The organism is Skermanella stibiiresistens SB22 (genome assembly GCF_000576635.1).
Taxonomy (GTDB): domain Bacteria; phylum Pseudomonadota; class Alphaproteobacteria; order Azospirillales; family Azospirillaceae; genus Skermanella; species Skermanella stibiiresistens.
Genome location: NZ_AVFL01000007.1, coordinates 87,782 through 107,912, shown reverse-complemented (window position 1 = coordinate 107,912; position 20,131 = coordinate 87,782). Strand labels below are relative to the sequence as shown.

Annotated in this window: 19 protein-coding genes; 7 read left to right on the top strand and 12 right to left on the bottom strand. The window is 67.5% G+C overall.

Annotated features, from left to right (window positions below; all coding sequences use genetic code 11):
* Positions 1 to 76: 76 nt before the first annotated feature.
* Both N825_RS11485 and N825_RS11480 read left to right on the top strand, forming a co-directional pair.
* Positions 77 to 292 (top strand): hypothetical protein, encoded by a 216-nt coding sequence (locus N825_RS11485; protein ID WP_037451308.1) that lies wholly within the window; start codon positions 77 to 79, stop codon positions 290 to 292.
* Positions 289 to 522 (top strand): hypothetical protein, encoded by a 234-nt coding sequence (locus N825_RS11480; protein ID WP_037451306.1) that lies wholly within the window; start codon positions 289 to 291, stop codon positions 520 to 522. The genes N825_RS11485 and N825_RS11480 overlap by 4 nt, the downstream gene beginning before the upstream one ends.
* A 308-nt stretch (positions 523 to 830) precedes the next feature.
* Here N825_RS11480 and N825_RS11475 read toward each other — a convergent pair whose 3' ends face one another.
* The 4 genes from N825_RS11475 to cobB all read right to left on the bottom strand — a co-directional run bounded on the left by N825_RS11475 (position 831) and on the right by cobB (position 8,002).
* Positions 831 to 5,708 carry an NAD-glutamate dehydrogenase gene (locus N825_RS11475; RefSeq protein ID WP_037451304.1) on the bottom strand — a complete coding sequence of 1,626 codons (4,878 nt, stop codon included), beginning with the start codon at positions 5,706 to 5,708 and terminating at the stop codon, positions 831 to 833.
* Between the two features lie 156 nt (positions 5,709 to 5,864).
* Positions 5,865 to 6,530 carry a heme exporter protein CcmB gene (gene ccmB, locus N825_RS11470; protein WP_037451301.1) on the bottom strand — a complete coding sequence of 222 codons (666 nt, stop codon included), beginning with the start codon at positions 6,528 to 6,530 and terminating at the stop codon, positions 5,865 to 5,867.
* Positions 6,527 to 7,177 (bottom strand): heme ABC exporter ATP-binding protein CcmA, encoded by a 651-nt coding sequence (ccmA, locus tag N825_RS11465; protein WP_037451299.1) that lies wholly within the window; start codon positions 7,175 to 7,177, stop codon positions 6,527 to 6,529. The genes ccmB and ccmA overlap by 4 nt, the downstream gene beginning before the upstream one ends.
* Positions 7,178 to 7,282: 105 nt before the next feature.
* On the bottom strand, positions 7,283 to 8,002 hold the full coding sequence (gene cobB / locus N825_RS11460; RefSeq protein ID WP_425423726.1) for a Sir2 family NAD+-dependent deacetylase: 720 nt from the start codon (positions 8,000 to 8,002) through the stop codon (positions 7,283 to 7,285).
* 30 nt (positions 8,003 to 8,032) lie between these two features.
* Between cobB and N825_RS11455 the strand changes: the two genes are divergently transcribed.
* The 3 genes from N825_RS11455 to N825_RS11445 are packed head-to-tail and all read left to right on the top strand — an operon-like array spanning position 8,033 to position 9,847.
* Positions 8,033 to 8,530, top strand: a complete 498-nt coding sequence (locus N825_RS11455) for a DUF6314 family protein (protein WP_157619122.1) — start codon at positions 8,033 to 8,035, stop codon at positions 8,528 to 8,530.
* On the top strand, positions 8,527 to 9,036 hold the full coding sequence (locus tag N825_RS11450; RefSeq protein ID WP_198038295.1) for a low molecular weight protein-tyrosine-phosphatase: 510 nt from the start codon (positions 8,527 to 8,529) through the stop codon (positions 9,034 to 9,036). The genes N825_RS11455 and N825_RS11450 overlap by 4 nt, the downstream gene beginning before the upstream one ends.
* Positions 9,014 to 9,847 carry a fructosamine kinase family protein gene (locus N825_RS11445; protein ID WP_037451298.1) on the top strand — a complete coding sequence of 278 codons (834 nt, stop codon included), beginning with the start codon at positions 9,014 to 9,016 and terminating at the stop codon, positions 9,845 to 9,847. Before N825_RS11450 ends, N825_RS11445 begins: the two co-directional genes overlap by 23 nt.
* A gap of 6 nt (positions 9,848 to 9,853) precedes the next feature.
* Here N825_RS11445 and N825_RS11440 read toward each other — a convergent pair whose 3' ends face one another.
* Together N825_RS11440 and N825_RS11435 are read right to left on the bottom strand one after the other, a co-directional pair.
* Entirely contained in the window at positions 9,854 to 10,135 is a 282-nt protein-coding gene (locus tag N825_RS11440; RefSeq protein ID WP_037451296.1) for a hypothetical protein, read from the bottom strand.
* Positions 10,136 to 10,207: 72 nt separating this feature from the next.
* On the bottom strand, positions 10,208 to 11,197 hold the full coding sequence (locus N825_RS11435; protein WP_037451295.1) for a 2-hydroxyacid dehydrogenase: 990 nt from the start codon (positions 11,195 to 11,197) through the stop codon (positions 10,208 to 10,210).
* Between the two features lie 190 nt (positions 11,198 to 11,387).
* Between N825_RS11435 and N825_RS11430 the strand changes: the two genes are divergently transcribed.
* Positions 11,388 to 11,927 (top strand): SH3 domain-containing protein, encoded by a 540-nt coding sequence (locus tag N825_RS11430; RefSeq protein ID WP_157619121.1) that lies wholly within the window; start codon positions 11,388 to 11,390, stop codon positions 11,925 to 11,927.
* 32 nt (positions 11,928 to 11,959) lie between these two features.
* Here N825_RS11430 and N825_RS11425 read toward each other — a convergent pair whose 3' ends face one another.
* The 4 genes from N825_RS11425 to N825_RS11410 form a co-directional block, all read right to left on the bottom strand.
* Entirely contained in the window at positions 11,960 to 12,376 is a 417-nt protein-coding gene (locus N825_RS11425; protein WP_037451704.1) for a rubrerythrin family protein, read from the bottom strand.
* A 161-nt stretch (positions 12,377 to 12,537) separates the two neighbouring features.
* On the bottom strand, positions 12,538 to 12,969 hold the full coding sequence (gene irrA / locus N825_RS11420) for an iron response transcriptional regulator IrrA (protein ID WP_084164677.1): 432 nt from the start codon (positions 12,967 to 12,969) through the stop codon (positions 12,538 to 12,540).
* A 160-nt stretch (positions 12,970 to 13,129) separates the two neighbouring features.
* Positions 13,130 to 14,947 carry an ABCB family ABC transporter ATP-binding protein/permease gene (locus N825_RS11415; RefSeq protein ID WP_051512051.1) on the bottom strand — a complete coding sequence of 606 codons (1,818 nt, stop codon included), beginning with the start codon at positions 14,945 to 14,947 and terminating at the stop codon, positions 13,130 to 13,132.
* Between the two features lie 54 nt (positions 14,948 to 15,001).
* Positions 15,002 to 17,710, bottom strand: a complete 2,709-nt coding sequence (locus tag N825_RS11410) for a response regulator (protein ID WP_198038294.1) — start codon at positions 17,708 to 17,710, stop codon at positions 15,002 to 15,004.
* A 300-nt stretch (positions 17,711 to 18,010) separates the two neighbouring features.
* On the opposite strand from N825_RS11410, the gene N825_RS11405 reads away from it, so the two are divergent.
* A complete protein-coding gene (locus tag N825_RS11405) occupies positions 18,011 to 18,256 on the top strand; it encodes a hypothetical protein (RefSeq protein WP_037451291.1) in 246 nt (81 codons plus the stop codon).
* 25 nt (positions 18,257 to 18,281) lie between these two features.
* On the opposite strand, the gene N825_RS11400 is transcribed toward N825_RS11405, so the two are convergent.
* Together N825_RS11400 and trpS are read right to left on the bottom strand one after the other, a co-directional pair.
* The gene (locus N825_RS11400; RefSeq protein ID WP_037451288.1) at positions 18,282 to 18,887 is read right to left on the bottom strand and encodes a pyroglutamyl-peptidase I; all 606 of its coding nucleotides are present in this window, start codon (positions 18,885 to 18,887) and stop codon (positions 18,282 to 18,284) included.
* 4 nt (positions 18,888 to 18,891) lie between these two features.
* On the bottom strand, positions 18,892 to 19,890 hold the full coding sequence (gene trpS, locus N825_RS11395; protein WP_037451285.1) for a tryptophan--tRNA ligase: 999 nt from the start codon (positions 19,888 to 19,890) through the stop codon (positions 18,892 to 18,894).
* Positions 19,891 to 20,131: the final 241 nt, after the last annotated feature.

Below are 20,131 nucleotides of genomic sequence, written 5' to 3'. Positions count from 1 at the left end.
GCAGCGATCACGTTCGCCGCGGCGGGGGGAGCCCTCGGGAAAGGCGTTGCTCAGCGCGTCTCCGCGAGGCTGACCCATGCCGACATCGGAGAGCTACACGGCCCGGTACCATGCCGGGCTGAACGGGGTTCGTGTGTCCGACGCCAGGGGCGACCCGGTGGAGGACGCTGTCGCGACCATCATCGGCGATGCCCTCGACGACCTGCTGGACGAGATGGAACGGCGCGGGATGGAGTGGGAATCCTGTGTCTTTTGGATCGAACGCAAGCGCCCGGCGCAGGCGGCACCGTGAGCAGGCTCGGCCGCCTGCTGGTGATCTGGGGCGTCCTCCTGCCGTTGCTGGCCCTGCCCACCACCGGCGAATGGGGGCCGGGCACCGTCGTGATCCTTGGGATCGGGCTGAAGCAGCGAGCCTGGATCTTCGGCTATCCGATCCGGTTCGACGCGATCCTCTGTGCCGGGCTTCTGCTGGTCGGCATCGGCCTGTCCGTCGCCACCTTGGCCCGGCAGGAGCCGCGTTAGCCCATCCCGGAGGAACCGTAACGCGATTTTCGCGATCGATGCGCAACCCACGACATCGTCATTCGATGGGACGGCGGTCCCATCGAACTTGATGCCAAGCCTCTTCGATGGTAAGGATCATATTCCTTTCCAGTGTTGCGAAGGCACCGCCATGCCAACAGGCACCGCCTATATTTTCTCCCGCGCCGCCGGCCGCTCGCACCGGCACCGCACCGCTTCGCCGACGCGCCCATGATCACGAATGATGACATTTCCGGCCATCACCCCGGGGGGAGGGGACCCCCCCAGGGCGGCCCGCCCACTCCCGGTCAGCTCGCGATCAGCCCCCGCAGCTGACGGTTCGCCACCGCCAGCATCGCCAAGTCCACCCGCGTGACGCCGCGCAGTTCCGTCAGCAGTTGCCGGATCCGATCGACCGGACCCTGGCGGCCCGCCACCCAGGTGTCGATCGCGGTCTCCGCGTCCTCGGCGTCGTTTAGGATGCGGGCGGTCAGGTCGCTTTGCAGGCCATAGAGGTCGTCGATGATCGCGTTGACCGCCTGCTTCTGCCAGTGGTTCTCGGTCTTGATTCCGACCGCCTGCGAGCGCAGCCATTCCATGCCGAACCGATGCCCCAGGTCGAAATAGATCCGGGCCACCACCGGCACGCCGCGCCGGCACAGCCGGGCGATGCGGTTGACGTCCAGGGCGGAGGCCAGGGTGCCCAGGCTCGCCACCTTTCTGGCCAAATCTTCGGGCACGCCCTGGTTGACCCAGCGCTCCGTCCGGCCGGCCAGCAGAACCCTGTCCTCCTCGCTCAGCACGGTGTCGAGATCGGCCGCCAGCTCCTCCACGCCGGGCGTGTGGCCGGCCGCCTCGACCCCGATGTCGAGCGGCTGGGGCGCGTTGATCAGGAACCAGGGAATCGTCCGCTGGAGCAGCGCCTGGGTCGCGATGATCATCTCGTACTGGCAGGCGGCCGGCACCGCGTTGTCCAGGGCCTCGATCGAGGTCCAGATCCCCCGCAGCGCGAAGGCGTCGCGGCTGACGGTATAGGCCCGCGCGATGTCGCCCGGTCCCATGCCGGTCTTCTCCATCATCTCCGACACGAAGGTCGGGCCGACGCGGTTGACCATGCTGTTGGTGGTGTATGTGGCGATGATCTCGCGGCGCAGCCGGTGCCGCTCGATCGCGTCGCGATAGTCGCGGCGCAGCGCCTTGGGGAAGTACTTGGCCAAGTCCTCCGCCATGCGCGGGTCGTCCGGCAGGTTGGACGCCAGCAACTCGTCGTACAGCGTGATCTTGGAATAGGCCAGCAGCACGGCCAGTTCCGGCCGGGTCAGCGCCTGGCCGCGCGCCGTCCGCGAAGAGATCTCCTCGTCGTCGGGCAGGAACTCGATCGGCCGGTTCAGGTGGCCGCTCTTCTCCAACTGCCGCATGAAGCGGACCTGACCCTCCAGCAGGTCGGCCCCGCCCATGCCGGCGACGCTGATCGCCTGCGTCTGGAGGTAGTTGTCGGACAGCACCAGGTCCGCCACCTCGTCGGTCATGGAAGCCAGCACCTGATCGCGCTGCTTCATGGTCATGTCGCCGCGCGCGATGACGTCGCCGGTCAGCACCTTGATGTTGACTTCGTGGTCGGAGGTGTCGACGCCGGCCGAGTTGTCGATCGCGTCGGTGTTGATCCGGCCCCCCGCCTGGGCGTACTCGATCCGGCCACGCTGGGTGACACCCAGGTTGGCGCCCTCGCCGACGATCTTGGCGCGGATCTCGCGCCCGTCGATCCGGGTCGCGTCGTTGGCCTTGTCGCCGACCTCGGCATGGGTCTCCTCGGTCGCCTTGATGAAGGTGCCGATGCCGCCGAACCACAGCAGGTCGGTCTCCGACCGCAGCATCGCCTGGATCAGTTCGGCCGGGGTCACCTTGTCGCGGGTCAGGCCGAAGCGGGCCTGGATCTCCGGCGAGAGCTTCAGCGACTTGGCCTTGCGGTCGAAGATGGCCCCACCCCGCGACAGCAATCCGGCGTCGTAGTCGGCCCAGGTCGAGCGCGGCAGGTCGAACAACCGCCGCCGTTCCTCGAAGCTGGCCGCCGGATCGGGATTGGGATCGCAGAAGATGTGCAGGTGGTTGAAGGCCCCCACCAGACAGGTGTGGCGCGACAGCAGCATGCCGTTGCCGAACACGTCGCCCGCCATGTCGCCGACGCCGACGCAGGTGAAGTCCTGGGTCTGGCAATCGACCCCGATCTCGCGGAAGTGGCGCTTGACCGATTCCCAGGCGCCACGCGCCGTGATGCCCATCTTCTTGTGGTCATAGCCGCGCGAGCCGCCCGACGCGAAGGCGTCGTCCAGCCAGAAGCCGTATTCTTGGGAGACTCCGTTGGCGATGTCCGAGAAGGTCGCGGTACCCTTGTCCGCCGCCACCACCAAATAGGGATCGTCGGAGTCCAGGCGCACCACGCGGGGCGGCGGCACGACCGAGCCGTCGGCGGCGAAGTTGTCGGTGATGTCGAGCAGGCCGCGCATCAGCGTCTTGTAGCACTCGATCACCTCGGCCATCAGGACATCGCGCCCGGCATCGGCCGGCGGCGGCCGCTTGACGACGAAGCCACCCTTCGACCCCACCGGCACGATCACCGCGTTCTTGACCATCTGGGCCTTCATCAGACCCAGGATCTCGGTCCGGAAATCCTCGCGCCGGTCGGACCAGCGGATGCCACCGCGCGCGACCTTGCCGCCGCGCAGGTGGATCGCCTCTACCCGAGGGCTGTAGACCCAGACCTCGACCATCGGGCGGGGCAGGGGCAACTCGTCCACGCCCCTGCTGTCCAGCTTCATCGAGACATAGGGCTTGACCCCACCGTCCGCCGCCTTCTGGTAGTAGTTGGTGCGCAGGGTCGAGCGCACGAGGTTGAGGAACCGGCGCAGGATGCGGTCCTCGTCCAGGTTGGCGACGCCGTCCAGGGCGTGGTCGATTTCCACCAGCAGGCCGTTGACCGCGACCGGGATGTCATCGATGGACGCGGAGGTTTGCTCCTGTCCCGGGTCCCGCCGCTTGTCCGGGTCGTGCAGGGTTTGGAACAGCTTGACGATCAGCCGCGTGATCGCGGCGTGGTCGGCCAGCGTGTCCTCCATGTAGTCCTGGCTGAACTGGAAGCGGATCTGGCGCAGGTACTTGGCGTAGGCCCGCAGCACGGTGATCTCGCGCCAGCCCAGGCCCGCTCGGATCACCAGCCGGTTGAAGCCGTCATCCTCCATGCCGCCTTCCCAGACCCGCAGGAAGGTGTCCTGGAAAGCCTGCCGGACGCGGCCCAGGTCGACCGCCACGCCGGCCCTCGTCGTCATGGCGAAGTCGTGGATCCAGACCGGCTCGATCCGTCCCGGCAGCCTGACCTCGAACGGACCGCCCTCCGAGATCACCTTGACCCCCATGTGCTCCAGCATGGGCAGGATGTCGGACAGCGGCACCTGCTTGCCGTCGTGGTAGAGCTTGAGGTTCAGTTCCGACTCGGCGGCCTCGATCGGCCGGTACAGGTTGAGCCCAAGCCGGCCGGTGTGGATCACCTCCTCGATCCGCTCGATGTCGTAAACGGCCAGTTCGGCGCCGGAACGATCGCGGTAGCCGACATCGAAGGCGTTGGCGTAGCGCCGGTGCAGGCGCAACCCGTCCTCCTCGCCCTTGGCATCGACCAAGGCGTCCTGCAGCCGGTCCGGCCAGGCGCGGCTGGCCTCGATCAGCCGCTCCTCGACCTCGCCCACGTCGTAATCGGGGATGGTGCCGGGCTTCGTTTCGATGACGAACTGGACGCGTGCCAGCACGCTTTCCGCCAGCTGCGTGAAGAAGGCGGAGCAGGTGCCGTTGAAGGTGCGCTCCAGGATCGCCTGGATGCGGCGGCGCAGATCGGTGTCGTAACGATCGCGCGGGACATAGACCAGACAGGTGATGAACCGCTCGAACGGGTCGCGCCGGACGAACAGCGCGGTGCGCTGGCGCTCCTGCAGGTGCAGCACGCCGATCGCGATCTCGAACAGCTCGTCGTCGGTGATCTGGAACAGTTCGTCGCGCGGGAAATTCTCCAGGATGTGGGTCAGCGCCTTGCCGTCATGGCTGCGCGGCTCGAACCTGGCGCGCTCCAGCACGCGGGCGGCCTTGTTGCGCAAGTACGGGATCTCGCGGACGCTGGTGCTGTAGGCGACCGAGGTGAACAACCCCACGAACAGGTGCTCGCCGACGACCTGGCCGGCCTCGTCGTAGGCCTTGATGAAGACGCTGTCCATCAGGGTCGGGCGATGCACGGTCGAGCGGCGGTTAGACTTGGTCACCAGCAGCAGGCGTGGCTGGCGCAGGAACTGCTGCGCGTCGGGTGGCAGGGCGGCGAAGTTGCGGAGGCCATCGAACACGCGGACATCGTCGTCGCGCAGCACGCCCAACCCCTCGCCGGGGATGGGAGACAGCCGCGCCTCGTCGCCCTCGCCCTCGAAGCGGTAGCGGCGGTAGCCGAGGAAGGTGAAGTTGTCGTCGTTCAGCCACAGCAGGAAGTCGCGCGCCTCGTTCATCTCCGTCTCGGGCAGCGCGTGCGGCATGCTGTCGACGCCGTCCATGATGCGCAGCATGGGGGCTCGCATCGCCTGCCAGTCCTCGACGGCGGCGCGGACATCGGACAGCACCTTGTCGACGCCCTCGGCGATCCGCTCCAGCGCCAGCGGATCGGTCTGCTCGTCGACCTCGATATGCATGAAGGATTCGGCGGTGGCGTCCGCCGGGGCGGCCTGCGGCTCGTACAACTCGACCAGACGGCCGGTGGAGTCGCGCCGGACCCGCACCACGGGATGGATCACGAGATGGACGGTCAGGCCCTGGCGGTTCAGCTCCGCCGTCACCGAATCGACCAGGAACGGCATGTCGTCGTTGACGATCTCGACCACGGTATGGCCGGATTGCCAGCCATGCTCGTCCAGTTGCGGATGATAGGCCCGGACCCTGGCCGATCGCTCCGGGCGCTGGGCGGCGAATTGCCAGATCGACAGGGCGGCGCAGTACAGCTGGTCGGGGCTGGACTCCAGCAGGTCGTCGGGCGGCACGTTGGCGTAGAACTGCCGGATGAACCGCTCGGCCAGATCGGCGCGGTCCCGGTTCAGCCTGTCGCGAACGCGGCTGACGATCTGTTCGGTCAGCTCGCCCTTGAGTTGTTCGGCCTTGAGGGCCATGCCTGCCTCCCCGTCTATCGATCCGTTTCGGCGGCTTCCGCCGCTTCTGTCGGGTCCAAGTGTAGCAGGGGAACATGGGGTCGTGGGGGAAGGTTGCGTGACGGACCCGTGACTTCAGCCGGCCATCTAGCCGATTCGGCCGCCGCCCGCGCGCGGCTACTCCAGCGCCTGCCGCAGCGCCGCGGCTCCCGCCCAGGGCGCCAGGGGCAGGGCCGCCACCAGCAGGCCGCCCAGCAGCAGCAGGTGGGGCCGCGCCGTGAACCCCGACAGCGACGCGTCGATGGCGCCGGCGCCGAAGATCAGCACGGGGATGTAGAGCGGCAGGATCAGCAGCGACAGCAGCACACCGCCGCGCCGGGCGCCCAGCGTCAGCGCGGCGCCGATCGCCCCGATCAGGCTCAGGGTCGGCGTGCCGATCAGCAATGTCAGGATCAGCACCGGGAAACCCGCCGGGTCCATGTTCAGCAGCAGCGCCAGCAGCGGGGCGGCGACGATCAGCGGCAGGCCGGTGACCAGCCAATGCGCCAGCACCTTGGCGAAGACGACCGCCTCCAGCGGCAGGCTGGTCAGTGTCAGCAACTCCAGGCTGCCATCCTCGTAGTCGTTCTGGAACAGCCGCTCCAGCGACAGCAGCGAGGCCAGCAGCGCCGCGACCCAGATCACCCCCGCGGCGATCCGCGCCAGGATGTTCATCTCCGGCCCGACGCCGAACGGGAACAGCACGACGCACAGCACGAAGAACATGACCGCCACGGTGGCGTCCGATCCCTGCCTGAACGCCAGACGGAGGTCGCGCGAGACGAGGCGGAGGAAGCGGTTCATTCCAGGGGGCTCCCGTCCATTCCGACCGCGAAATCGTCCATGTGGAGCGTGTCCGCTTCCGGCACCTCGATCTCGGCGTGGGTCGAGACGACCACGATGCCGCCGCCGGCCCTGTGCTCCGCGATGGCCGCCTCCAGCTGGCCGATGCCGGCGCGGTCCAATGCCACCGACGGTTCGTCCAGCAGCCACAGCGGCGCCGGGGCGGCCAACACGCGGGCGAGGTTGAGCCGGCGCTTCTGTCCGGCGGAGAGATACCGGCCGGGGATGTCGGCGATATGCGGCACGCCCAGCCGCTCCAGCGCCGCCAGGGCCGCGGCCATGGGATCGGCGGCGCCGCCCATCTCGGCCCAGAACGCCAGGTTCTCGCGCGCCGACAGCACGGGTTTGACGGCGTCGAGATGGCCGACGTAATGGACGCGTCCGCGATGCAGGTCGGGATCGTCGGCGACGGCGGCGCCGTCCCAGCTCAAGCCACCGGCGAAGGGCCGCAGCAATCCCGCCATCAGCCGCAGCAGGCTGGACTTGCCGCTGCCATTTGGCCCCAGCAGCACCAGCGCCCCACCGGCCTCCACCGAAAAGGAGAGATCTTGGAACACCAGCCGCTCGCCGCGCAGGCAGGTCAGGTCGGTACCGGCGAACAGGGGCATGGTCGTGAGGGGATCGGCGTTGTCGTTGAAGGGCTTGCCGTGTGGTTACAGCACGCTGTCACCGCTGCCAAGCGCATTCCAGCCAAGGGAGGGGTGGGGGCCTGCCTACCTCAGCGCCAGCAAGCGCTCCACGAAGGCGGGGACCTCCCTGGTCGCCGGGCCATAGATCTTCTCGTCGAACAGGGTGGCGCCCTCCGACGGGTCCAGGTTCAGCTCGACCGTGTGCGCCCCATTGACGCGGGCCTCCTGGACGAAGCCGGCCGCCGGATAGACGTTGCCCGACGTGCCGATCGACAGGAACAGGGCGCAGCCGGCCAGCTCGCGGTAGATCCGGTCCATCTCCAGCGGCATCTCGCCGAACCAGACCACGTGGGGCCGCATCTCGGCGATGGCGCCGCAACCGGCGCAATCGTCCTCGACGGACAGGTCCCTCCGGATCTCCGACACCGCGTAGCAAGCGCCGCAGCGCGCCTTCAGCAGCTCGCCATGCATGTGGATCAGGTTGCGCGAACCCGCGCGCTCGTGCAGGTCGTCGATGTTCTGGGTGACCAGCAGCACCTCCCCCGGCCATTCACGTTCCAGCGTCGCCAGGGCCTCATGGGCGGCGTTCGGCTGGACATTCGCGTGGAGCAGCCCAGTCCGGCGGTCGTTGTAGAACTGGTGGACGAGGTCTGGGTCGCGGGCGAATCCCTCGGGTGTCGCGACATCCTCCAGCCGCACGCGCTCCCACACGCCGCCGGCGCAGCGGAAGGTGTCCAGGCCCGATTCCTTGGAGATGCCAGCGCCTGTCAGGATGACGATCCGGTCGGAAGGCTTTACCATCATGATCTGTTTTCCGAAGCGGGGGCGTTCCGCGTGAGTTTAGGGGCGGCGGTGATCGAGTCCAACCACGTAGTTTTCCGCGTCGCGGATCTGCGCGCGTTCCTGATAGGGGCGTGGCGCATCTCCCGCACCGTGCGCGACGTCAGACTGGGATTGGACGGCACCTTCGACGGCACCGCGACGTTGGAGTCCGCCAACGGCGGGGACCTGCTGCTGAGGGAGACCGGCGTGATGCGGTTCGGCGGCCACGCCGGCCCGGCGGAACAGACCTACCGCTACGCCTTCCCGGACGGACCGAGGCGGGCGCTGGTGTTCCGCCACGATGGCGCGCCCTTCCACGACTTGGATCTGTCCACCGGCACCGCGGAGGCGGTCCATCACTGCGGCGCCGACACCTATCGCGGACGGTTCCGGGTCGAGGGGTGGGACACTTGGGTGACCGAGTGGCTGGTCGGCGGCCCGCGCAAGAATTATCACATGATCACGCGGCACAGCCGCCTCGTTCCGCCGACGGAAGGATGTTCCAAATGAAACAGGTGAAGGTGCTGTTCGTCTGCACCGGCAACATATGCCGCTCGCCGACCGCCGAGGGGGTGTTCCGCCATCTGGTCGCCGACGCGGGATTGGCCGACACCATCGTCACCGACAGCGCTGGCACCCACGGCTACCATGTCGGCGAGCCGCCCGACGAACGTTCCGTCGCCGCCGCCCAATCGCGTGGCTTCGAGATAGGCGACCTGCGCGCCCGCCGGGTCCGGCAAAGCGACTTCGAGGAGTTCGACCTGATCCTGGCGATGGACCAGGGCCATTACGACCAGCTCGCCGCCATGGCGCCGCCCGAGGCCCGCGACCGCGTCCAGCTGTTCATGGACTACGCGCCCGAAGCCCCCCGCCGCGAGGTGCCCGACCCCTATTACGGCCAGGGCACCCATTTCACCGAGGTGCTCGATCTGGTCGAGGTGGCCTCATCCGGCCTGCTCGACAAGCTGCGTCATTCCCGCCCCGGAGCCGTCCATGCCCGCTCCTCAGTTACCTGACGGCGTCGGCCGGGTTGCCTCGGCGCGGCGGCTGGCCGACGGCAACGCCGCCGAACTCTGGCTGCTCGATCTGGTCGACGGCCGCCGCGTGGTGGCGAAGCGCGGCGCGGGCTTGGCGGTGGAAGGGCGGATGCTGCGCCATCTGGCCGATCACTCCAGCCTGCCGGTGCCGGAACTGTTCCATGCCGACGACCGGCTGCTGGTGATGTCCCATGTCGCGGCTGACGGTGGCGGCCTGACCACCGCGGCCCAGGAGCACGCGGCCGAACTGGTCGCGGCGCTCCACGGCATCGGCGCGGAACGGTACGGCTTTCCCTATGACACCGTGATCGGCCCGCTGCCCCAGCCGAACCCTGAATCCGACAACTGGATCGCCTTCTTCCGCGACCACCGCCTGTTGGGAATGGCGCGCCGCGCGCTGGACGAGAAGCGAATCGACAACACCCTGATGGCGGCGATCGAGCGGCTGGCTGGTCTGCTGCCCGACCTGATCGGCGAGCCGGCCCTGCCCAGCCTGATCCATGGCGACCTGTGGGGCGGCAACATCCTGGTCCGCGACGGCCGCGTCGCCGCCTTCATCGATCCGGCGATCCACCACGCCGACCCGGAGATCGAACTGGCCTTTTCGACCCTGTTCGGCACCTTCGGCCAACCGTTCTTCCACCGCTACGGCGAGATCAGGCCGATCCGTCCCGGCTTCTTCGAGGTCCGCCGCGACCTCTACAATCTCTATCCGCTGCTGGTCCATGTCCGCCTGTTCGGTGGCGGCTACCGATCCCAGGTCGCCCGAATCGTCGGGCGGTTCACGTGACGGTCCTCAGGGATCGCGGAAGTTCAGCAGGTCGTGCTTGACCGACTTCCAGACCATCGAGAGCATGTAGATGAAGGCGAAGCCGACCAAGTTGAGCACCAGCACCACGGCGATCATGCCGAACATCGACTGGCGGTCCAGGAAGACCCTCAGCGTGCCGTCCAGGTGCAGGATGATCAGGACGGCCACGGCAGCGCCGATGATCGCCAGCGGCAGCAGCACCTTCAGCAGGACGACACGCAGCGTCTTGCCGTGCCGCCGGTCGCGTCCATCCCACCGATCCACCATCCGCTGCCCCCATCATGCCGCCGGTTACCGGCGCCAGGACGCCAGTAACCGTGATATAGGCGGCCCGCCCGATCAGAACATCGCTTCGAGGACACGGTCCGGCGGCGCGTGGCCATCGGCGAAGGTCTTGATGTTGATGATCACCTTCTCGCCCATGTCGATGCGGCCCTCGATCGTCGCCGAGCCCATGTGGGGCAGCAGCACGACATTGTCGAGCGTCAGCAGCTTGGGGTTGATGGCGGGCTCGTGCTCGAACACGTCGAGTCCGGCGCCAGCCAGCTCGCCCTTCTGGAGCATCCGCGTCAGGGCGTTCTCGTCGACAACCTCGCCGCGCGACGTGTTGACGATGTAGCAGTGCGGGCGCAGCAGCTGGAGCCGGCGCGCCGACAGCAGGTGGTAGGTGGCCGGGGTGTGCGGGCAGTTGATCGACACGATGTCCATCCGCGCCAGCATCTGGTCCAGGCTCTCCCAATAGGTCGCCTCCAGCTCGCCCTCGATCTCCGGATGGACGCGGCGGCGGTTGTGGTAGTGGATCGACAGGCCGAAGCCCTTGGCGCGCTTGGCGAGCGCCTGACCGATCCGGCCCAGGCCGATGATGCCGAGCCGCTTGCCCCAGATCCGGTGGCCGAGCATGGTGGTTGGACCCCAGCCCTTCCACTCGCCCGATCGGACCAGCCGCTCGCCTTCGGACAGGCGGCGCGACACCGCCAGCAGCAGCGCCATGGTCATGTCGGCGGTGTCCTCCGTCAGGACGCCCGGCGTGTTGGTGACGGTGATCCCGCGCTGGCGGGCGGTCTTCAGGTCGATGTGGTCGACGCCGGTGCCGAACGACGCGATCAGCCGCAGGTTCGGCCCGGCCTGCGCGAGGACGCGGGCGTCGATCCGGTCGGTCACCGTCGGAACCAGGACATCGGCGGTCCTGACCGCCTCGATCAGTTCCGGGACGCCCGGCGGCGTGTCGTCATGGTTGAGACGGGTATCGAACAGCTCCATCATCCGCGTCTCGATCACGTCCGGCAGCTTGCGGGTGACGACGACGACGGGCTTCTTCTTCTCGGGCATCGGACCGGATCTCCCTGGCGGCTTCCCCTTGCCATACCAAGCGCCATGCCGTCTTGTCCAGCGACGCGGTGAGCCGGTGACCTCCTCTTAACGGAGTTGCCCTATCCTCCGCGGTCTCACGGCGGTCATATCACCGCCACATTGAGGCAATAGCCCGTCCATCGGCATCCCAGACCTTGAGTTCGCGTCCATGATTTCCGCCGCCCGTCCCGGCATCCCAGCATTCATCTTCGGCGCCCTGGCGCTGGCCTTGGCGCTTTTCGTCACACCCGTACGCGCCCAGGAAACCGAGTCGGTTCCCGGCATGGCTCCGCCGACCGGGCTGCCGGTACCGCGCTTCGTCTCGCTGCGCTCCGCCGAGGTCAACGTGCGAACGGGCCCGGGCACCCGCTATCCGGTCGAATGGGTCTTCGTCAAACGGGACATCCCGGTCGAGATCACGGCGGAATTCGACACGTGGCGCCGCATCCGCGATTGGGAGGGGACCGAGGGCTGGGTCCACCAGAGCATGCTGTCGGGCAAGCGCGCCATGGTCGTCACGGGCACCGTCCGCGTCCTGCGCCGGACGGCGGCTGACAGCGCCGCGGGGCTCGCCAAGGTGGAGCCGGGTGTCGCCGGCAAGCTGCTGCGCTGTCAGGCGAGCTGGTGCGAGGTCACCGTCGATGGCTATCGCGGCTGGCTTCAGCGAACCGAGTTCTGGGGCGTCTATCAGGCCGAGACGCTGGACTGACGGCGGGGCCGGGGCCAGGAGCGGCCCGCGCTTCAGCCCAGCAGTTCCAAGGCCTTCCGGAAACGGCCGGCGTGGGCCTGCTCGGCCTTCGCCAGGGTCTCGAACCAATCGGCGATCTCGTCGAAACCCTCGTCACGCGCGGTCGCCGCCATACGCGCGTACATCTCGGTGAATTCGCGGGTCTCGCCGGCTATGGCGGCGATCAGGTTCTGACGGGTGGTGCCGATCGGCATGCCGGTCGCCGGGTCGCCGACCTCCTGCAGGAATTCCAAATGGCCGTGGGCGTGGCCGGTCTCGCCCTCCGCCGTGGCCCGGAACACCGCGGCGACATCGTTGAAACCCTCCACGTCCGCTTGCTGGGCGAAGTACAGATAGCGCCGATTGGCTTGGCTTTCGCTGGCGAACGCCTCTTTCAGGTTCTTCTCGGTCCTCGATCCCGAGAGTGGCATATCGTCTTCCTCCAGTTGCGGAGTCACCCTTGGGGGTCGCGCCTCGACCGGCGGACAAGGCCATCCCGGGACCTTATGCATCCCGTGGGTGGCGGGAGTCAATCAACTGGGAATATTCCAACCATCTGGCGGAAGCACCATTTCGCGCGGTCGGCGTTCGCTCAACCCGTGGAGGTTTCCTCGGGGGCAAGGCGGATGATCACGTCGACCCGGGCCACCTTTGTCCCCGCCGGAGCCATCGGCAGGTGGGTGACCGTCACGCTCTCGCTCGGTATGTCCTGGAGATTGCCGGACCCCTCGAAGAAGAAGTGATGATGGTCGGCGGTGTTGGTGTCGAAATAGGACCGTCCGGCCTCGACCACGACCTCGCGCAGCAAGCCGGCGTCGGTGAACTGGTGCAGCGTGTTATAGACGGTCGCCAGCGAGACCCGGACCTCGGCCCCGGTCGCCTCGCCGTGCAACTGCTCCGCCGTGACGTGCCGGTCGTCCTTGTCGAACAGCAGGCGGGCGAGCGCCAGCCGTTGCCGCGTCGGGCGCAGGCCGGCCTGCTGTAGCCGGTCCAGAGCGTGCTTGAAGGGACGTGTTCCAGTCATGATGCGCATATGGTGGCGGGCGGGCGCCGTTAAAAGATGCCCTGAAATACGGCAGTTGGATTTAGAACCAATCCAGCCGCCCGCGCAAGGTTCTGAAAGAGTAGGGATGGATCCGCCCGATCCATTGGCCATCGCTGGGTCCCCTTTGAGGGCTGCCCGCCTAATCCGCCGCCTCGCGGTTGGCCCGCTGGCGCGCCCAGAGGGCGGCGTAGGCTCCGCCGCGCGCCAGCAGGGCGGCGTGGGTGCCGCGCTCCACCACTCGGCCACCGTCCAGCACCAGGATCTCGTCGGCGTGGACCACCGTGGACAGGCGGTGGGCGATCACGACCGTGGTGGTGCCCTGGCTGACCTCGCGGAGGCTCTGCTGGATCGCCATCTCGGTGTGGCTGTCCAGGGCGGAGGTCGCCTCGTCGAACAGGAACAGGCGCGGACGCTTCAGGATGGCGCGGGCGATGGCGACGCGCTGCTTCTCGCCGCCCGACAGCTTCAGGCCGCGCTCGCCGACCATGGTTTCGTAGCCGTCGGGCAGGCTGGCGATGAAGTCGTGGATGCGGGCCATCCGGGCGGCGTCCTCGATCTCGGCGGGCGACGCGTCGGGCCGCCCGAAGGCGATGTTGTAGAGGATCGTGTCGTTGAACAGGACAGCGTCCTGCGGCACCACCGCGATGGTGGCGCGCAGGCTCGCCTGGGTCACCCCGGCGATGTCGGCGCCGTCGAACAGCACGCGGCCCGCCGTCGGATCGTAGAAGCGGAACAGCAGGCGCCCGATGGTCGACTTGCCGGCCCCGCTGGGACCGACGATCGCCAGGGTGGCGCCGGGCGGCACGGTGAACGACACGTCGCGCAGCACGGGTCGGCGCGGATCGTAGGCGAAGCCGACATGGTCGAAGCGCAGCTCCCCCGCCCCGGCGGGCAGCGGGAGGGCGTCCGCCGCGTCGGCCACGTCCGCCGGCTGGCCCAGCAGGTCCAGCATCTGCTCCACATCGGTCAGCGACTGCTTGATCGAGCGGTAGAGCTGGCCCAGACGGTCGAGCGGCCGGATCAGCTGCAGCAGGTAGGTGTTGACCAGCACGAAGTCGCCGACGGTCATGGTGCCGCGCGCCACGTTGGAGGCGGCCAGCAGGATCATCGCGGTCAGCCCGCAGCCCAGGATGGAGACCTGGAGGATGCCGGTCAGGCTGCGCCACAGCATGGCGTTGACGGTCAGCCGCTCGACCTCGCGCAGAGCCGTGTCGTACCGGCTGGCGATGTGCTCCTCGTTGCCGAAATACTTGACGGTCTCGTAATTCAGCAGGCTGTCGACCGCCTTGCCATGGGCCTCCGCCCCCTCGGCCACGGCGCGGCGCTGGCGCCGGCGCAGCCGTTCGGAGCCAATCACCAAACAGAAGCAATAGAGGACCAGCGTCACCACCGTGATGCCGGTGAAGACCGGGCTGAACGAGCCTAGCAGCACGGCGCAGATGATCGCGATCTCGGCCGCCAGCGGCAGGATCAGGAAGACGACGTCGAACAGCAGCTCGCGGATGCCGCGCATGCCGTTGTCCAGCACGCGGCTGATCTGGCCGGTCCTGCGGCCCAGATGGAAGCGCAGGCTCAGCTCGTGGACGTGGCGGAACACGGCCATGCCCATGTGGCGCTGGGTCCGCTGCTCGATCGGGCCATACATCGCCCAGCGCAGCTCGTTGAACACCTTGGCCAGCCATTGCAAGGCGCCATAGGTCAGCAGCAGCGCCACGGGAACGGCGATGGCCGCCTGACCGGGCTTGGACAGCGTGTCGACCGCGTGGGCGAACAGGATCGGCACGGTGGCGTTCAGCAGCGCGGTCAGGCACAGCAGCGTCATCGACACCACCAGCCTCACCCGCAACCCGCGATCGTCGCGCGGCCACAGGAAGGGACGCATCAGCCGGAAGACGCGGATGTCCAGGGAAGGTGCCGCCGAAGCGTCCGACGGGCGTTCGTTCAGGATGCGCGGCATGAGCCCAAGCTGGTGCGGCCCCGCGGTGATGGCAATGCCGGGCCGGTCACGCGCTCATGGCCGATTTTTCCCGGATGGAGGCTGGGGCAGCGATTGGAACGCCTTTCGGATACCGTTGCGGTTGTAGGGCTTGGGCAGGAAGACGGCGTCCAGCCCCGCTTCGCTCCCCCCGTCGCGGATGTCGCCGCCATAGCCCGAAGCGACGATCACCCGCAAGGTGGGGTCGTGGGCCAGCGCCTCGTGGGCGAGTTCGATGCCGGATCGTCCCGGCAAGCCGATATCGGTGAACAGCACGTCGATCCCGCCGCGCCCCAGCTCGACCATGGCCTCGTCGGCGTCGGCCGCGGCGGTGACGGTATGGCCGAGCGATTCCAGCATGTCCATCGTGGACGCCTGGATGATTCCGTCGTCCTCCACCAGCAGGACATGGCAACCTGTGCCCGCTTCTTCGGCCAGCACGCGCGGCGCCATCGGCTGCTGGGCCAGGGTCTTCGTCATCGTGGGTGCCCCCAGGGGTTGAACGGCCGAGGCGAGGAATGGTGGGATCGGGGGTGGCATGGGCGTCGCCGCGGACGGGCCGGGCCGGGCGATCCGGCGCTGGCGCTGGTTGCCCAGCAGGTGGCGGATCTTGCGGGCCAGATCCTCCCGCCGATAGGGCTTGCTGAGCAGGTGGACGCCCGGATCGAGCCGGCCGCCATGGACGATGGCGTTCTCGGTGTAGCCCGAGGTGAACAGCACGGCCAAATCGGGCAACGTCTCGCGCGCGCGCCGCGCCAGTTCCGGGCTGCGCAGGGTGCCGGGCATCACCACGTCGGTGAACAGCAGGTCGACCAGCACGCCGCTCCGGATCACCGCCAGGGCACTCTGGGCGTCGCCGGCTTGCAGCACGCGATAGCCCAGTCCGGTCAGGATCTCGACCGTGGCGGCGCGCACCTGGGGATCGTCCTCGACCACCAGGATCGTCTCGGTGCCTCCGGCCACCGGACCCGTCCGCGGGTCGGTCACCGGCTCCTCGGCGACCTGATGCGAGCGGGGCAGGTAGATCTTGACCGTCGTGCCGTGGCCGACCTCGCTGTAGATCTTGACGTGCCCGCCCGATTGCTTGACGAAGCCGTGGACCATGGCGAGCCCCATGCCGGTTCCCTTGCCTTCCGGCTTGGTCGTGAAGAAGGGCTCGAAAGCGCGTTCCATCACCTCGGCCGACATGCCGCAGCCGGTGTCCGACACGCCCAGCATCACGTATTGGCCGGCGGTGACCTCCGGGTGGCGCAAGGCGTAAAAATCGTCCAGCATGGCGTTGCCGGCTTCCAGGGTCAGACGTCCGGAGCCGTCCATCGCGTCCCGCGCGTTGATCGCGAGATTCAGGATGACGTTCTCGACTTGGCTGGGGTCGGCCAGCATGCTCCACAGCCCGCCGGCGATCACCGTCTCGACCTCGACCTCGTCACCCAGCGCCCGGCGCAGCAGGTCATCCATCCCGCGCAGCAGGCGTCCCAGGCTGACCGGACGCGGTTCCAAGGGTTGCTTCCGGGCGAAGGCCAGAAGCTGCGAGGCCAGCCGCGCACCGCGCTGGACGGCCCCCATCGCCGAGTCCAGCCGGCGGGTCGTCGTGGCTGGGTCGGCGGGCAAGTCGTGGTGGAGCAGGTCCAGGTTGCTGCCGATCACCTGGAGCAGGTTGTTGAAGTCGTGGGCGACGCCGCCGGTCAGCTTGCCGATCGCCTCCAGCCGTTGCGCCTGCCGCAGGGCGGCCTCCGCCTGGGCACGCTCGGCCTCGCTCTTCTCCAGCGCCAGCGTCCGTTCCCGGACCAAAGCCTCCAGGTCGGTCTGGTACCGCAGCAGCTCGTCCTGGGCGCGCTTGCGGTTGGTCACGTCATGGCCCTGGACGAAGATTCCCAGAACACCGCCATCCGCCCTCAGCACCGGCTGGTAGACGAAGTCCAGGAAGAACTCCGCTGGCGGGGAATCGGGGTCGGGCCGCAGCAGCAGGCGCATGTCGCGGCCGACGAAGGCTTGCCGGCTCTCGAACACCCGGTCCAGCAGCTCGTGGAAGCCTTGGCCTTCGATCTCAGGCAAGGCTTCGTGGATCGGCTTGCCGAGGATGTCACGGCGGCCGATCAGATCGTAATAGGCGTCGTTGGCGAGGTCGAACACGTGGTCGGGGCCGCTGAGCACGGCGATGAAGCCGGGCGCTTGCGTGAACAAGCTGTGCAGCCGTTCCAATTCCGCGTCGAGCGATAGGTTGGTCCGCTGGACCGCCTGCGCTCGGCGCATCAGATCGCTCTCGATCTGCTCGATCGGTCCCGGCGCGGCGTCCAGCGCTTCCGCCGTTCCCTCACCGGAGGCGACGGCTTGTTTCAACCGGTGCAGTTCGGTGACGTCGACCGTATGCTGGAGGATCAGCCGTACATCGCCTCGGGCGTCGAGCACCGGCGTGTGGGTGGCGCTCCAGAAGCGCTCCTCCAGCAATGTCCCCTCGGGCGTGGTCTTGGCGATGGCGTAGGGGATGACGGCGATGGAGTCCCGCTCCTTCGTGCGAAGCACACGGTCGAAGGAGGAGCGGAGCTGCGCTTCGTTCGGGCCGCCGGGAAAGGCGTCGAAGATGCCGCGGCCGACGATGTCGGCGCGGGTCCGCGCGGTCACCCGCAGATACGCGTCGTTGCAGCCGACGATGGTCAGGCTGGGACTCACCAGGACATAGGGATTGGGCGAAGCCTCGAAGAGCGACCCGTAAACGGCCACGTCGGACAGGTCCAGGCTCGGCACTCTCAAAGCTCCACTCGATCACGTTCCAGCTGAAGGCGGGGGTATCCGCGCTTTGATGCAAGCGGGGCAAAACGTAACTTCATCCAGTGAGATTGCAAGCTCGGCCAATCGACCGAATGCCTGCCGCGACACACGTAGTAAGAGATAAAAATAAAATCGTGCAATTAAAAATATTTGCGACAGGGACTATCTATTAAATAAAGAGCGTTCGTGGAAATCTCTCGACTGTTACTGGAACGCCACTTATCCTTTCGCGGTACATACGATGGGAGGAAGGCTTTGGATCAAGAAGCGAAGAACATGTTGGCGATACTGATCGATAAGATGACGACTCTGGAGGCCCTGGTTGGATCACTCAAAGTCGTGGCAGATGCAACACGCGACGATGTCTCCAACATGAAAGCTGACCTCAGCCGCATCGATCGTGACCAGAAGGTGATCAAGGAAGCCTTGGAAACTACAAACAACCAGCTACTCGGCAGGATCGAACAGTTGACCGTGCATTACGAGAGATTGGTTGGCGCCCGCAGGGTCACAGTGGATTAACGACTCAATCGCTTCATCCTCATCTTTATCCGCAGATCCGACGCACCTCGTCCAGCACGATGAGCGCCCCCCGCTGCAGCGTGTCCAGGTTCAGCCCCATGCGCCCCGTCTCGCCCGCGACCTGCTCCGGCAGGGGTGGCACGTGGATGAAGCCCATCGGCATCGCCGATCCGCGCAGGTCCAGACCGTGGCGGACGCCATAGAAAAGATGGTTGCAGACATAGCCGCCGGCGTGGCCGCTGGCCGCGGCGGGCAGTCCGGCCGCCCGAAGGGCCGTCACGATCCGATCCACCGGCAGCGTCGACCAGTATCCCACCGGGCCATCGGGAACGATGCGGAGGCCATGCCGGGTGATCCCGGCGTTGTCCGGCGCGGCGGCCTCGTCCAGGTTGAGGGCGACCCGCTCCGGCCTGATGTGGTCGCTCGACCGGGCGAGGCCGAAGGCGATGGCGGCGTCCGGTTTATGCAGGTCCAACAGGGACTCGAACCGCGTGACGCAGGCGTGATATTCGACTGGCAGGACGGCGGTCACGACGCCCTCCCGCCCGGCCAGCCTGTCCATCAGCAAGGCGGAGGGGTTCAGGTCGTTGGGGCCGAACCGCTCGAAGCCGGTGACCAGGACGCGCCCCATGGCGTCAGGGCCGCAGCAGGCCGATGATGTCCTTGATGTCCGCGAGATTGGCGGCGGCGATGGCGTTCGCCTTGTCGGCGCCGATGCGTAGGATGCGGTCGATCTCGCCGACATCGGACATCAGGCGGTTCATCTCCGTGCTGATCGGCGCCAGCTTGGCGACCGCCAGATCGACCAGGGCGCCCTTGAAGCCGCTGAACTGCTGTCCGGCGAATTGGTCCAGGGCGTCCTGCTTCGAGATATCAGCCAGCGCCGAATAGATCGTCACCAGGTTGTCGGCCTCGGGCCGCTTCTCCAGGTCCTCGGCCTTTTCCGGCAAGGGCTCCGGGTCGGTCTTGGCCTTCCGGACCTTCAGCGCGATCGTGTCGGCGTCGTCGGTCAGGTTGATGCGCGAGTAGTCGGACTCGTCCGACTTGCTCATCTTCTTGGTGCCGTCACGCAGCGACATGACGCGGGTCGCCTCGCCCAGGATCTGCGGCTCGGGCAGCGGGAAGAATTCTTGGTTGTAATTTCGGTTGAAGGCGCCGGCGATGTCGCGCGCCAGTTCCAGGTGCTGCTTCTGGTCCTCGCCGACCGGCACGTGGGTCGCCTTGTAGACGAGGATGTCGGCCGCCATCAGGACTGGATAGGCGTAGAGCCCCAGCGCCGCGTTCTCCCGGTGCTTGCCCGCCTTCTCCTTGAACTGGGTCATCCGGTTCAGCCAGCCCATCGGGGTGTGGCAGGACAGGATCCAGGCCAGCTCGGAATGGGCCGCGACCGCCGCCTGGTTGAAGATGACGCAGCGTTCCGGATCGATGCCGGCGGCGATATAGGCGGCCGTGACCTCGCGGGTGTTGCCCAGCAGCACGGCGGGGTCCTGCGGCAGGGTCAGGGCGTGCAGGTCGACGATGCAGAAGATGCTCTCGAACTGGTCCTGCAGGGAGACCCAGTTGCGCAGCGCGCCCAGGTAATTGCCCAAGTGCAATTGGCGGGTCGGCTGCATGCCCGAGAAGATGCGGTTCACTGGTCGTCTCCACTGCCCTGAAGTGCCCGGCCCCAAGCGGGGCGCCGGCTGTTATCTCCCCTGGGCCCTTGCTGGTCAAGCGGCCCGCTCGAGCGGTCCTCGCAATCCGCCGGGGCAAGCGATCGGCGTGACGTTATCAGGCCCGCCAGGGTCGCGTCCCGCGCTGCCTGGGGTTCTTCCGATCGTCCCTGATCGGGGGAAGCGTGAAGGCACTCATCGAACCAAACGTGCTGGGAAATCT